This is a genomic window from Paenibacillus sp. P36 (assembly GCF_045866505.1).
GTDB classification, from domain to species: Bacteria; Bacillota; Bacilli; order Paenibacillales; family NBRC-103111; genus Paenibacillus_E; species Paenibacillus_E chondroitinus.
The window spans coordinates 6,033,519-6,046,114 of the sequence record NZ_AP038372.1 but is presented as its reverse complement, the minus strand read 5'-3'; the positions used below and the strand labels follow the sequence as shown (position 1 = coordinate 6,046,114).

The window sequence follows — 12,596 nt, the reverse complement described above, 5'->3', positions numbered from 1 at the left end:
CATTTTCATGATACAATAGCTTTCTATCAGATGAATGGAACGGAGTGATTACATGAGCAAAGGCAAAGGAACAGGCAGAGGAACGGACAAAAAAGGCTGGAATAGGTGGCAAGCTAGTGCCAATCGAGCGAAAAGCGCCCCGAAACCGTACAAAAGCAAAGGGGTTAAAAAAGAAAGTGACAATCAAGTAAGTACCAGCAGTAAAGAATAGATTGCAAACTAGTTAAAAGAGACCTACATATACGATATGTGGGTCTTTTATGCATGTCCATTGAATAAAAATAATATTACAGGTAACAATTTCTAATAACATAGTAAAGAAGGTGAACTAGAATGAAAGATAAAAGACGAGAAGATGCTTGGACAGATAATCATGATGTAACATTAGCTCAAACGGTAATTAGTCATATTAAAAATGGGAGTACACAGCTAGCTGCATTCGAAGACTCAGCGAGTAAACTGAATCGCACGGCGGCCGCCTGTGGGTTTCGGTGGAATAAAGAACTGAGGCATCAATACGAAACCGAGATCAATGACGCTAAATTTTTCAGAATGAAACGCAAACAACAAAAAAGAGACATCCATGCAGCAATTCCTGTCCTGCCAACATTGGATGATGAACCGATCATGCCGAAATATGAGGATGCATTTAGGCAAATCATTAAAATCGCGAAGGATCAAGCGCAAAAATTTGAGCAGTTGATGCACGAGAATTCAAAGCTCAAGCTTGAAATAGATGAATTGAGAAGCCAGAAGGAAACCGTAAACATCGTAAGAAGCAATGAAGATGTGGCCACAGAGGATCTTCAAACCTTCCTCAAAATCATGAACAGAGCAAGAAATTTAACTTCTTTGAATTTGAATGTATAAGTCTTCCTTTCACTCCACATGATAAGATTACACCACGAGAAGGAGTGATTTAGTTATGGCAAACAGTAACACATTAGTTGTTCCAGAAGCAAAAGCGGCTTTAAATCAATTGAAATTTGAAGTTGCTCAAGAGTTAGGGATTGCATTGCAACCGAATGGGTACAATGGCAATCTGGCTACGCGCGATGCAGGCTCAATTGGTGGTACCATCACCAAACGCTTGGTGCAAATAGCAGAGCAGCAATTGCAAGGTTTTAGACGCTAATCATTAACAAATAGCAAGAGCTAAAAAGACTACAGTCACTCTTCCTCCTTGGGTGAATGCAGTCTTTTTTATGTTGGGAGGAGCATCGCTTCTATTTCCATATGCTTGGAATATTTTATGGGTGATTGGGTGAAGTTAGGAAGGCGAAACTAATCTTAATTCAAGGAGAAAGCCACGATGAAATGCAAAATAAACCGGAACGCAGCTAAAGTTTTAAAGGATATGTTGAGTCAAGAAGGTGCGGAGGGGAAGATGGTCCGAGTCATTATTACACAGAATCATGGGGATCATGGCCATTATGACGTTATCTTGGATGATGCAACTGAAAATGATGAAATCGTAGAAACCGATAAAGGGATTAATGTGTTGCTGGATAAAAGAGAAAGCCTGTTAGACGGCGTTTGGATTCAATATTTTCATGTTCCGGAAGAAGGTTTTTTTATTACGAATCCTTCCACAGGATTTCTTGAGAAGTAATGAAATGACGTATATTCTTGTCGCAAAAGAGGGACAGGAACATACGTCTTTTTCGTTTCTATTCACGTTTAATAAAAAATTTAAAAACGCTATTTTTCAAGTAGTCCAGCGAATAAAAGACAGGTCGATCATCTTCATCGAAATGTAGCTGTTTTAATAACAAAATTTCATTGCCGAGCACGTTCACCGCATTCTGATCCATCTCTTCGGAGCTGCTTAACGCGCAAATTTCGGTGATGGCGTAAGCGATGTTGATGCCCATCCTGCTCTTTAAGAAATCAAAGATGGCTCCGGAAAATTCCCCCTCAAAATGGCCTGCCACTAAGCTCTGCGGGAAAATATTATAGTAAAATGCCACTTTCTTGCCGTTTGCTGTTCGCGAACGCTCCAAAATGACAACCTTTTCCTCATCATCGATTTGCAGTTGTTTTCTCCAATCTTCCTCAGGTTCCCGTGTGTAGATCTTGATGTCTAATTCGCTTTCGATATACCCCTCATTTTTGATCATTTGACCCACGCTTTGCAGCTTGCTCAGGGGATTGATAATGAAATCCGGACGATTGTTGACGTAGGTCCCGACACCGTTTTTGCTTATGAGCACCTTCTCCCGCTGAAGCATCTTGAGCGCTTCCCGGAGTGTAGGGCGGCTTACCTCGTATTTCTTGGCGAGCTCCGGCTCAGACGGAAGCTTGTCTCCCGGCTTAAGCTCGCCTTCGTTGATGCTTCGTTCAATCTCTTCTTTGACTCTGAGATAAAGCAGCTTTTTCTCCAAATTTCAGCGATTCCTCTCTATAGGTTGATGATGGTATGTTCAACATTTACATAAAATTCAAAGCTGTCTGACAACAATAGTGTACCACACTTTTTGAAATTTGAAAGACTAGTTAAGCCATATTATTAGCAAAATCAAGCGATTTATCTACACAATTATTTAACATTGGATTGATTGACACAAACGAGATATCTTACCTATAATTTTAGATGTCAGACAGCATGATACGCATCGAGGAAGGAAGGAGGACTTGCTAATCATAGGGTGACAGGATGTTGAATGAAAATAATTTGATTTCACGGAGGGGCATTTTAAATGAGGAAAAAAATGTTAGGTCTAATGTCGATTTTAACTTTGGCGGTTCCTTTCTTCACTAGTGCGAGCACCACTCATGCTGCAAGTTACTCAGAGCTGGCTGCCTACTGGGCACCTCAGATTTACCAGGATGTGAATGCTGATCTTGATGTAAGAGCGGATTTTATTACCAATTTCAACTATGACGGCGATTATTTGGCTCGGAATAACTGGGATAATCTCTCCAATTACAATGAGAATGCGTATGTCTACTATAAAGTGTCCGAAACGACAACGCATTACTTTATCGAGTACGACTTGTTCCATGCAAGAGATGATGCTTATACTAGACCGCTTGATGCCCATGAAAATGACCTTGAAGGCCTATTCCTTGTGATCAAGAAGGATGGATCCAACTATGGGTCGTTCCAGCTGATGGAAACCATGGCACATAATCAGTGGTACGATTACACGAATGATCCTAATATTACTTCTGGTTCTGATAACGTTGACGGTGGCGTTCTCTTCAATGGAAGTCATCCCATGGTGTTTTGCCAAGCGAATGGACAGAGTCCAAGCGGTGGGCATGGCGTCAAAGCTTACGACGGATCAAGCGCGCCAGGCGGAGATGGTATTGTCTACGATTACACGGGTGTAGCGCAGTTTCCAACGAATACATCAGGCAGCTATACGAACCATTACGGCTATGCCTTAATCGAGTGGGGAGATCTTTGGAACCGCCGGAATGACCCTAACATTTTCGCTTCTTGGGGGACCATTGCAGGAGACAACAATACGGCTAATTCAGCGAATGCCCCATGGGGATGGGACGATAGCGATGATGGCCCAGCATTACAGGGAATGAACTGGTCTGATCCGGCTCATCAAGTCGATGTACACCTGAATGGTCTCGGTAATTTCTCACATACCTATGTGTTTAATCCTTACTACTCTCATAAAATCGTTCTCCAGAACACGCAAAGTCTTGAAGATCGCGATCCGTTCGGCGGTAAAAGCGATATCTACATTAAGGCTTATGTCAACGGCCAAGGACAAACGGATGCCAGGTTCTGGAAGAAAAATGATGCGCCTAAAAATCAACTTTACAATATAGCTTTTGGTGCTAACGACGCTGAATTCGGAGCTAACTTCTCAGAAAACTACAACACCGTCTATGTTGCGAAACCATCAAATACCAATGTTGAAATCCATGTCTATGATTCAGACGGAACTTCCGGTGATGACGATATGGGATATGTATCAGCGGTTGTAGCACCTGGAACTACCAAGTCTTGGACAGATGCACTGACAAGTAATGGCCAAGCCAAGGTTACAGCTACGGTAACTGCGCAATAGGGTTATTGCAGGGTAAGTTGATTCAAACCAAATATACGAAAGAGAACACATCTAGGAGGATGGAAATGTTTCTGAAACCGAAAGCACGTACTGTAAGTTTGTTATTAGCAGCTTCTTTCATGTTAACCACTGTTTTATCAGGGTGTGGAGCCGGTGCCAGCAAGACAGCAAGTTCACCAGCATCAACGCCAGCCAGCACGGCGAGCAGTGAGCCAGCGAAAGAGACGAAAGCACCGGAGTCGAAGAAACTGGTTGTCTACGCAGCATTAAATGAAGATGATATCGTACAAATTCAAAAGAAGTTCAAAGAAGATACGGGTATTGAGATTGAATACTTGCGTTTAAGCGGTGCTGGTGAAGCGAGTACACGCATTCAAGCTGAAAAGGCTGCGCCTAAAGCGGATATTTTTGTAGGAGGTTCGGTTGAATTCTACGAGCCGCTTGCTCAGCAGGGTTTGCTTGAGAAGTACACGTCTCCTAATGCCAAAGATATCGAAGCTCGTTTTAATGATCCGAAGGGCTTCTGGCAAGGTTGGTACATGGGAGTTCTCGGTATCGTTCTGAACAAAGACAGATTCCAAAAAGAGCTTGCGCCAAAAGGTGTGAAAGAGCCAGCGACATGGGACGATCTGCTCGATCCTAACTATAAAGGCCTATTCCTTACGTCCAATCCTGCGACAGCGGGCGGCGGTTACATCTTCGTGGCTGACCAGTTGTTCCGTTTGGGAGAAGAAAAAGGTTGGGACTACTTGAAAAAGCTTAATACTAATGTTCATCATTATACACCAGCAGCAGGGGACGGGATTACGCTTACTGCGACAGGAGAGTTTGTAGCTGGTATGTCATGGGCGCATGATATCGTTAAATCGGCTCAAAAGGGTTACCCAATTAAAGTTATCGTTCCTGAGCAAACGGCTTTTGAAATCGGCGGTGTTGGTGTGGTTAAAGGTGGAGCGAATACAGAGAATGCGAAGAAATTCGTGGACTGGTTGTTAACCAAACCGGTTGGGGAAATGAATACGAAGATGTCTAATCGTTATTCCGTAAGAAAAGATGTCGCGCCACCAGACGGTATGATCAAAATTGAGGATGTCAAATTGGTCAACTATGACAGAGATAAAGCTGCTCAGATGAAAGCAGATGTTGTGAAGAAATTTACTGAAATGACAGGCAAATAATGTTGTAAAGGAAAAGCTTGTCCACCTCCTCCTGCGGCCAATCGGCGGGTGGAGGTGCATGCTTATAACCGAAAGGTGTGGAAAGATTTGATTTCATCTACTGTCAAAGATACCTGGTCGGAAATAAAGAGGTTGAAGAATGAACCTGCCTTAGCGTTGGGGGTGGCAGCGATCATTCTGATCACATGTTTTTTTGTCATTTGGCCCATCCTGAAGGTGCTAAGCTTCACTCGCCTGGAGGATTATTTTAAACTTTTTACGTTCTCCAGATGGTATCATGCAGCTCTAAACAGTTTATTCATGACAGCTATCTCAACCGTTTCATGTACGGTCATTGCGTTTATTTTTGCCTACACGATTACAAGGCTGAAAGTTCCTTTCAAAGGACTCTTTAAATTTATAACGATTTTGCCGATTGTTTCGCCTCCTTTCATTGTTGCTTTATCCTACATCCTGCTCTTCGGCAGGCAGGGAATTATTTCAAAATATGTGCTGCACGTTAATATAGATATCTACGGCTGGCATGGGCTTTGGCTAGTTCAAACGATGACTTTTTTCCCATATGCTTATGCGGTTATTCACGGTGTGCTGAAATCTACTTCCACCAATCTGGAGTATGCGGCTTATAATCTTGGAGCCTCTCATTGGCAAGTGTTCAAACAAGTTTTTCTTCCCTTATGCAGACCGGGTATTGCAGGCGGAGCCTTAATTACAGCCATGAATGTTCTGGCTGACTTTGGGAATCCCATGATCATAGCCGGGAATTTTACGGTTCTTCCAACAGAGGCGTATATGCAAATGTCGGGGATGTTCGATCTCAATTCGGCTGCTGTGCTCTCAACCGCGCTGCTGGTTCCCGCAGTTGGTCTCTTTATTTGGAACAGGGCATGGGTAGGAAAGCGTTCCTACGTCTCAGTTACCGGTAAAGAAAGTTCGCTGGAACATTTTCCACTGCCCTTTGCGGTGAAATGGGGGCTATTCGCTTTCTGCATGCTCGTCACGCTCATCGTTCTTTCGGTTTATGGGGTTCTGTTTTATGGAGCTTTCACCAAGACATGGGGATTTGACTGGTCCTTCACGCTGCAAAATCTCCTTTACGTGGAGGCCAAAGGAAGAGAAATTTTCAACAGCTTGAAATTTGCTTTGTTTGCATCGTTAGCGGCCGGATTCTTTGCCCTGCCATTAGCTTATTTCGTGCAAAGGAAGCGTATCGGCATCAACCGATTGCTTGATTTCTTGGCGATATTGCCGGGAGCTGTGCCGGGCGTATTCTTAGGACTTGGTTTTGCAATGGCCTTTAATGAGAAACCGCTGATGATTTCAGGAACGTCTCTCATTATGGTTCTTGCCCTCATGTTCTGGAATTTACCAACCTGCTATAGCGCCAGTCTGGCGGGTCTTCAGCAGATCAGCGGAGCGCTGGAAGAAGCTTCACTCAATCTCGGCGCAAGCAACTTCGCTACCTTCAGAAAAATTGTGCTTCCCTTGTTGAAAGGACCGTTTATCTCAGGGATTGTCGTGTCTTTTCTGCGATCCGTTACCTGTTTGAGCGTTATTATATTCATTTATTCGGCGAAAACTTCCGTAGGTACGGTGTCCATTCTTGGATTAGTGCAGAATGGGGCTTGGGGAAGCGCATCGGCCTTTACGGTTGTGCTGATTTCCATCGCCTTCGTGGTGCTGTTGGCAGCACAGTTTTTCTTGAAGAAGCAGGGCAGATCGATAGAACTATAAGTGGAGGAAACCATGAACACGGAGAAACCGATGATCCAAATCGCCAATGTTTCAAAAAGGTTCGGAGACTTCGACGCCATCAGTCAAGTGTCTCTCGATATACCCGCAGGCAGTTTCACAACACTCCTGGGGCCAAGCGGTTGCGGCAAAACGACGTTGATGCGGCTGATTGCCGGATTCTACGAACCGGATGCCGGTAACATTTTTATAGAAGGTAAAAATATGAATGAGCTGCCTGTATATAAACGGAATACACCGCTTGTTTTTCAGGAGTATGCCTTATTCCCTCATATGACCGTATTCGAGAATATTGCTTACGGATTAAAGCTGCAGCGGCCGACTCGGCAAGAAGTGAAGGATAAAGTTGATGCCATGCTCAGCATGTTCGGGCTTCAAGGGCTGCAAGACAGGCTCCCTAGAGCGCTAAGCGGAGGACAACAGCAGCGCGTTGCCTTTGCGAGGGCACTGGTTATGGGGCAGAAAGTGCTATTAATGGATGAACCGCTCAGCAATTTGGATGCCAAAATGAGAGTGGAAGTCAGAGATGAACTAAGAGAGCTGCAGCAGCGATTGGGCATTACCGCTATTTTTGTTACGCATGATCAAGATGAAGCGTTATCGATTTCGGATCGAATCGCTGTGTTTAACAAGGGGCGTATCGGGCAGGTGGGGACACCTTGGGATATCTACTTTAAACCGGAAAGCAAGTTTGTTGCCGATTTTGTCGGTACGGCTAATTTTATAGAGGGCGAAGTAGCGGCTGAAGAGGGCGAGGATTTGATTGTAAAATGCGGAACCGCCGTATTTCGCGTTTATCGAAGCGATTACCCCTTCCGGACAGGTGACCGGGTGACGGTTGTCATCCGACCGGAATGCATCTCCTTCGTCGATAAGACGACGGAAGGTCACAATGTTTGGAGCGGCGTCATTCAGAGAAGCAGCTTCCTGGGGCGCATGATCCGTTATTGGATCAATGATGCTCCGCTTCAATGGATTGTCGATGACTCGAGTCCTAGCATGCGAGGCTACCTGCAGGGCACGGTGCATCTGGCTTTGGATAAGCATAACATTCATTTGCTGCCATTTGAGAAGGATACAATGACAAACGAAAGATAAGGGGGAATTCTTATGTTGAATGCAAAAGTACAATTCCTGAATGTCGGGTGGGGGGATGCTCATCTGATTAGGCTGCCTTCCGGCGGTGTTTGCTTAATCGACGGAGGGGACGGTACGTTCTCCGAAGAGCAAGACCATCCCTTGTCCTGGATGAACCGCAATGACGTTGATCAGATGGAGTGGATGCTGCTTACACATATTCATGAAGACCATGTCAACGGGCTTCTGGATGTAGCTAGAGCCAAGTCGGTCGTCCAAGCCGTTTTGCCGTATGAGCCCTTTGTGCTGCCACCGGTAGAGCTGGTCGAAGAGCTAAGGGACGATTTTACTACTAGAGTATACCGCATGCTGGCCACTTATCTGGAATTGATTCAGGTTCTAATTGAACAGGGGACAGAAATTAAATGGCGCAGCGCGTATGGATCAAGCGAGCAATCCGTGATTTGGTCCGAGGAAGGTATCACCTTAACCCAACTATATCCTTGGGAAGGAGATCCGCTTCCGGCCTACGAGATGCTCATGCAAGCTCTCTCAGATGAGGCTGAGGATAATGGCTTTAGAGAGAATTTACCGCGTTTCTTTGATTTATCTAATCATGATAGCTCCGTATATCGACTTAGCCGTGAGGGAGAGCCGCAGTCGAGCGTTTTATTCGGAGGGGATCAATTAGAACCGGGATGGGAACGTCTGGCACAGCGGACAGATCTTACGTGCAGCATATGGAAAGTTTCCCATCATGGGATGGATGACGGCTTTAATCCCCGTATTCTCGGGTGGATTCAGCCGGAATACTGCATCATTCCCGTCAGCATCGGACGCTCACATGCGCTGAAGGGAGAATGGGAAGAGCTCCGTTCTGAAACGGATGCCACCTTTTACTTAACAGGGAGTTATGGCAGAGGGAAGACTTGCCGAATTGTTAATGGATCCATGCCAATTGAAATTGGCTTTTAATTTAAAGGAGATAAGCGAATGTTAGTCAACAAGATCAGCTTCATACTTGCTTTTTCTGCTGGATTATTAGGCGTTACCCAAGGAATGATGAATGCGCACATCGGGAAAGTGCAGGGACAATACGGAATGATTATCGGTGTTTCCGCCATCCAAATCGTGTTTGCTACTTTTTTATTATGGCGTATGAAATCTCCTGCTCCGCTGCAGCTTCATGTCATTCCGTGGATTGTGATAGCTGGTGTTTTGGGTGTAGGCATCATGTTTAGCACTTCCTATGCCACAGGGAAAATCGGCACCCTTCCCGTATTTATTCTGATCATTGCCGGGCAAATGGTAGCCTCATCAATTATTGATCATTTCGGGCTCATGGGATTGCCTAAAAATCCGGTTACTTTAGCGAAATTCGGAAGTATTTTACTTATTATGACAGGTATCCTTTGCTTCATTAAATCATCCAGATAAATCAATCAGAGAAAGCTTTAGGAGAAGGAGCGCATATGAACGAGCGACAAGCGTATGAGAATGCAATTATGCAAGATGCAATCAGTTATGTGAAAGAAGCGGGCGCTTTGATTATGGAACTCATGAAGATGCCGCTGCACATTCAGGAAAAGAAGAATCAAGCCGATCTGGTGACGGAAGTTGATGTGCAAAGTGAGCAATTGCTGCGCAGTCGGATTAACCATGCTTATCCGGATCATTGGATCTTATCGGAGGAAACAGATGGCGGCAGGGAGGATTCCCACCATACGTTAAAGCAGTCGCCAACAGGCTATGGATGGATTATCGACCCTGTTGACGGCACGATTAACTTTATTCACAATATCGCGCATTTTGCGATCTCGGTTGGGATTGTGAAAGATGGCATTCCGATTGGCGGAGTCGTTTATAATCCTGTAACCAATGAGCTCTACTCGGGTCAAAAGCAGGGCGGGGCTTTTCTCAATGGCCGCAGGCTTCAGGTCGGGCAGGAGCAGGACATCAGCCAAGCTTTGCTGGCAACGGGTTTTCGCGCTTTGGACTGGAAGCCGAATTCTGTGGTCGTGGAACAAATCGGAAGAATGACAGGCAAAGCCCGGAGCGTGCGTATTATGGGGGCGGCTAGTCTTGATTTATGCCTGGTAGCGTCAGGGCGATTGACGGGATTTTGGCATGATGGCCTGTATCCTTGGGATGTCGCCGCCGGAATGGTTATTCTGCAGGAAGCGGGTGGGCTGCTAACCGATGCGGCAGGAAAAACATTTGTCCTAAGCGATGATAGCTTGGTTGCCTCCAATGCGGCCGTCCATGAGGAATTAATGTCTCTATTAAAATGATCTTTTGTCATCCTCTCGTGCCCCATGGTATGATTCAATCATATGACTGTTTACTTACTGGCAAGTATTTCTCGTAAGGACGGTGTCTTAGATTGAATAATCAAGTTCAGAGCTACTTAGATCGCATCGGCTTTAAAGGTTCGCTTGATGGCAGTGCCAAAACGTTGGCTGCTCTGCAAGAGCGACATTTGTACTCCGTTCCCTATGAGAATTTGGATATTCTGGAACGCAAAGCGCTATCTTTGGATCCGCAGGAGCTATTTCAAAAGATTGTCGTGCGCCAACGAGGCGGCTACTGTTTTGAGTTAAACGCCTTATTCGGTTGGTTGCTGCGCGAACTGGGGTACGAGGTGACTGACCTTGTTGCCAGGTTTTGGCGCGATGAGACCCAGCTCCCGCCCAAAAGACGCCACCACGTCCTGAAGGTAGAGGCCGAGGGCGCCGAGTATTTGTGCGATGTCGGTGTCGGCGGGGTTGTACCCATCAGGCCGCTTGCCCTTATCGAAGGGCTTGTCCAGCAGCAAGGCGAGGAGTATTACCGCCTCGAGAGAGATTCCGATCATGGCTGGGTGCTTTGTGAACAGAAACATGGGGGTTGGCCCCGCATTTACTCGTTCACGGAGGAGCCGCAGCTGCCGAAAGACTACCTGTTTGCCAGTTTCTGGTGTGAAAATGCGCCTGATTCGATTTTCACCAAATGCCCGATTGTTGCAATCCGGACATTGGAGGGGCGGCATACCGTCTTTGATCGTGAGTTTCGTGTGTTCAACTCTGAGGGGGTACGAACCTTCACCCCTGAGACAGATGAAGCGTATAAAGAAGCGTTGTTCGCTTATTTTGGTATTGTTATATAAAAAAAGGGTGCCCGCCAGCCATGGATATGGTTGGTGGGCACCCTTTTTTATGATGTTGTACGGTTATTTGTTACGCTAACGGACCCAGGAGCAGTTATTTACTGCTTCCGTGTTTGCTCGCTTTTGCTCTATTAACGGCTCTGGTGTCCGCTAGAAATGAAATAAGTACCATTTATTGAAAATAACGACTCTGATGTCCGTTACAGCGAAATTCACAAGGCTTGCTCGCTCGGAATGAAATCAGCTCAGCGTAGCAAGAGACTCCCGCGTGAACGGCTGTAATTCATCCGTGCGGTTATCACGGATTTTGGCTGCCCAAGCAGGGTCAGTCAATAGCGCACGACCGACGGCAACGAGGTCGAACTCTCCGCGATCCAGACGCTCGATCAGGCTTTCGATGCCGGCAGCTTCGCCACCTTTGCCTTCTTCAAATAGGCTGGTGAAGACGGAGTCCAATCCAACGGAACCGACGGTAATAGCCGGTTTCCCGGTGATTTTGCGCGTCCAGCCAGCCAGGTTGAGATCAGAACCTTCGAACTCAGGCTCCCAGAAGCGGCGTGTGGATGCGTGGAAGATGTCAACGCCAGCTGCGGACAACGGTGCAAGGAAGCGTTCCAGCTCCTCTGGATTCGCTGCGAGTTTGGCATCGTAATTCACCGGCTTCCATTGGGAGAAGCGGAAGATAATCGGGAAGTCGGGACCAACCGCGGCACGTACCGCTTCGATAACTTCTACCGCAAATCGGGTGCGGTCAACAAGGTCGCTGCCGCCATACTCATCCGTACGTTTGTTGGTCACGTCCCAGAAGAACTGATCAATGAGATAACCATGCGCGCCGTGAATCTCTACAGCATCGAAGCCTAGACGTTTCGCGTCCGCTGCGGCTTGGGCATAAGCCTGAACGAGACCTTGAATCTCTTCGACCGAAAGGGGCTCGGATACTTTCTCGCCTTTCAGGTTGAGGCCGGATGGGCCGACGGAATCGATATCCGAATCGGGGAATTTATTCTTATCGCGGGCCGTTCCAGTATGCCAGATCTGCGGAGCGATTTTGCCCCCGGCTTCATGCACTTCGCGGACGACACGCGCCCACCCTTCCAGAGCTTCCTCGCCGTAGAAATGCGGCACACCCTGATCTGCCGACGCAGCCGGATGGTTAATGACGGTTCCTTCGGTGATGATCAAGCCAACCGCGTTCTCCGCTCTGCGGCGGTAGTAGCCCGCTACGTTAGGGCCCGGGATACCTCCTGGCGAAAAAGTACGAGTCATTGGTGCCATGACAATACGATTATCAAGCTTCAGGTTACCAACTTCAAAAGGTTGGAACAAAGCTGCTGTTTTTTGGGAAGTAGTCATCTTATTTTCTCCTCCTGCATGTAAAAGGTTTAGAATTAATCTATAAATACAAAT

14 protein-coding genes are annotated in these 12,596 nt (G+C 46.3%); 12 read left to right on the top strand and 2 right to left on the bottom strand.

Going from position 1 to position 12,596, the window contains the following annotated elements; genetic code table 11:
• The first annotated feature begins 52 nt into the window (after nucleotides 1–52).
• From ACKTT9_RS27010 to ACKTT9_RS26995, 4 genes are all read left to right on the top strand, one after another.
• Nucleotides 53–211, top strand: coding sequence for a DUF3934 domain-containing protein (locus ACKTT9_RS27010; RefSeq protein ID WP_127456391.1), 159 nt, complete (start codon nucleotides 53–55; stop codon nucleotides 209–211).
• A gap of 122 nt (nucleotides 212–333) precedes the next feature.
• Nucleotides 334–870 carry an RsfA family transcriptional regulator gene (locus ACKTT9_RS27005; protein WP_407868338.1) on the top strand — a complete coding sequence of 179 codons (537 nt, stop codon included), beginning with the start codon at nucleotides 334–336 and terminating at the stop codon, nucleotides 868–870.
• Between the two features lie 55 nt (nucleotides 871–925).
• Nucleotides 926–1,135: an alpha/beta-type small acid-soluble spore protein gene (locus tag ACKTT9_RS27000; protein WP_161411024.1), complete on the top strand. Its 210-nt coding sequence runs from the start codon at nucleotides 926–928 to the stop codon at nucleotides 1,133–1,135.
• A 177-nt stretch (nucleotides 1,136–1,312) separates the two neighbouring features.
• On the top strand, nucleotides 1,313–1,612 hold the full coding sequence (locus ACKTT9_RS26995; protein ID WP_407868337.1) for an iron-sulfur cluster assembly accessory protein: 300 nt from the start codon (nucleotides 1,313–1,315) through the stop codon (nucleotides 1,610–1,612).
• A 58-nt stretch (nucleotides 1,613–1,670) separates the two neighbouring features.
• Here ACKTT9_RS26995 and ACKTT9_RS26990 read toward each other — a convergent pair whose 3' ends face one another.
• Nucleotides 1,671–2,384: a GntR family transcriptional regulator gene (locus tag ACKTT9_RS26990; RefSeq protein ID WP_407868336.1), complete on the bottom strand. Its 714-nt coding sequence runs from the start codon at nucleotides 2,382–2,384 to the stop codon at nucleotides 1,671–1,673.
• A gap of 315 nt (nucleotides 2,385–2,699) precedes the next feature.
• Here ACKTT9_RS26990 and ACKTT9_RS26985 point away from each other — a divergent pair, with 315 nt between their 5' ends.
• The 8 genes from ACKTT9_RS26985 (at nucleotide 2,700) to ACKTT9_RS26950 (ending at nucleotide 11,186) form a co-directional block, all read left to right on the top strand.
• Nucleotides 2,700–4,034: a hypothetical protein gene (locus tag ACKTT9_RS26985; RefSeq protein WP_407868335.1), complete on the top strand. Its 1,335-nt coding sequence runs from the start codon at nucleotides 2,700–2,702 to the stop codon at nucleotides 4,032–4,034.
• Nucleotides 4,035–4,099: 65 nt separating this feature from the next.
• A complete protein-coding gene (locus ACKTT9_RS26980) occupies nucleotides 4,100–5,212 on the top strand; it encodes an ABC transporter substrate-binding protein (protein ID WP_407868334.1) in 1,113 nt (370 codons plus the stop codon).
• An 87-nt stretch (nucleotides 5,213–5,299) separates the two neighbouring features.
• Nucleotides 5,300–6,946, top strand: coding sequence for an ABC transporter permease (locus tag ACKTT9_RS26975; RefSeq protein ID WP_407868333.1), 1,647 nt, complete (start codon nucleotides 5,300–5,302; stop codon nucleotides 6,944–6,946).
• 12 nt (nucleotides 6,947–6,958) lie between these two features.
• Nucleotides 6,959–8,062 carry an ABC transporter ATP-binding protein gene (locus ACKTT9_RS26970; RefSeq protein ID WP_407868332.1) on the top strand — a complete coding sequence of 368 codons (1,104 nt, stop codon included), beginning with the start codon at nucleotides 6,959–6,961 and terminating at the stop codon, nucleotides 8,060–8,062.
• A 12-nt stretch (nucleotides 8,063–8,074) separates the two neighbouring features.
• On the top strand, nucleotides 8,075–9,016 hold the full coding sequence (locus ACKTT9_RS26965; protein ID WP_407868331.1) for a ComEC/Rec2 family competence protein: 942 nt from the start codon (nucleotides 8,075–8,077) through the stop codon (nucleotides 9,014–9,016).
• Between the two features lie 18 nt (nucleotides 9,017–9,034).
• On the top strand, nucleotides 9,035–9,478 hold the full coding sequence (locus tag ACKTT9_RS26960) for a DMT family transporter (protein WP_407868330.1): 444 nt from the start codon (nucleotides 9,035–9,037) through the stop codon (nucleotides 9,476–9,478).
• Between the two features lie 35 nt (nucleotides 9,479–9,513).
• Nucleotides 9,514–10,332 (top strand): inositol monophosphatase family protein, encoded by an 819-nt coding sequence (locus ACKTT9_RS26955; RefSeq protein ID WP_407868329.1) that lies wholly within the window; start codon nucleotides 9,514–9,516, stop codon nucleotides 10,330–10,332.
• Nucleotides 10,333–10,424: 92 nt separating this feature from the next.
• Nucleotides 10,425–11,186 (top strand): arylamine N-acetyltransferase family protein, encoded by a 762-nt coding sequence (locus ACKTT9_RS26950; RefSeq protein ID WP_407868328.1) that lies wholly within the window; start codon nucleotides 10,425–10,427, stop codon nucleotides 11,184–11,186.
• Nucleotides 11,187–11,426: 240 nt separating this feature from the next.
• Here ACKTT9_RS26950 and ACKTT9_RS26945 read toward each other — a convergent pair whose 3' ends face one another.
• Entirely contained in the window at nucleotides 11,427–12,542 is a 1,116-nt protein-coding gene (locus ACKTT9_RS26945) for an NADH:flavin oxidoreductase (protein ID WP_407868327.1), read from the bottom strand.
• Between the last annotated feature and the right edge of the window lie 54 nt (nucleotides 12,543–12,596).

What these genes read in the sequence shown, in the direction of transcription:
- ACKTT9_RS27010 (WP_127456391.1), top strand. Translation starts at nt 53, where the DNA reads ATGAGCAAAGGCAAAGGAACAGGCAGAGGAACGGACAAAAAAGGCTGG.
- ACKTT9_RS27005 (WP_407868338.1), top strand. Translation starts at nt 334, where the DNA reads ATGAAAGATAAAAGACGAGAAGATGCTTGGACAGATAATCATGATGTA.
- ACKTT9_RS27000 (WP_161411024.1), top strand. Translation starts at nt 926, where the DNA reads ATGGCAAACAGTAACACATTAGTTGTTCCAGAAGCAAAAGCGGCTTTA.
- ACKTT9_RS26995 (WP_407868337.1), top strand. Translation starts at nt 1,313, where the DNA reads ATGAAATGCAAAATAAACCGGAACGCAGCTAAAGTTTTAAAGGATATG.
- ACKTT9_RS26985 (WP_407868335.1), top strand. Translation starts at nt 2,700, where the DNA reads ATGAGGAAAAAAATGTTAGGTCTAATGTCGATTTTAACTTTGGCGGTT.
- ACKTT9_RS26980 (WP_407868334.1), top strand. Translation starts at nt 4,100, where the DNA reads ATGTTTCTGAAACCGAAAGCACGTACTGTAAGTTTGTTATTAGCAGCT.
- ACKTT9_RS26970 (WP_407868332.1), top strand. Translation starts at nt 6,959, where the DNA reads ATGAACACGGAGAAACCGATGATCCAAATCGCCAATGTTTCAAAAAGG.
- ACKTT9_RS26965 (WP_407868331.1), top strand. Translation starts at nt 8,075, where the DNA reads ATGTTGAATGCAAAAGTACAATTCCTGAATGTCGGGTGGGGGGATGCT.
- ACKTT9_RS26960 (WP_407868330.1), top strand. Translation starts at nt 9,035, where the DNA reads ATGTTAGTCAACAAGATCAGCTTCATACTTGCTTTTTCTGCTGGATTA.
- ACKTT9_RS26955 (WP_407868329.1), top strand. Translation starts at nt 9,514, where the DNA reads ATGAACGAGCGACAAGCGTATGAGAATGCAATTATGCAAGATGCAATC.
- ACKTT9_RS26945 (WP_407868327.1), bottom strand. Translation starts at nt 12,542, where the DNA reads ATGACTACTTCCCAAAAAACAGCAGCTTTGTTCCAACCTTTTGAAGTT.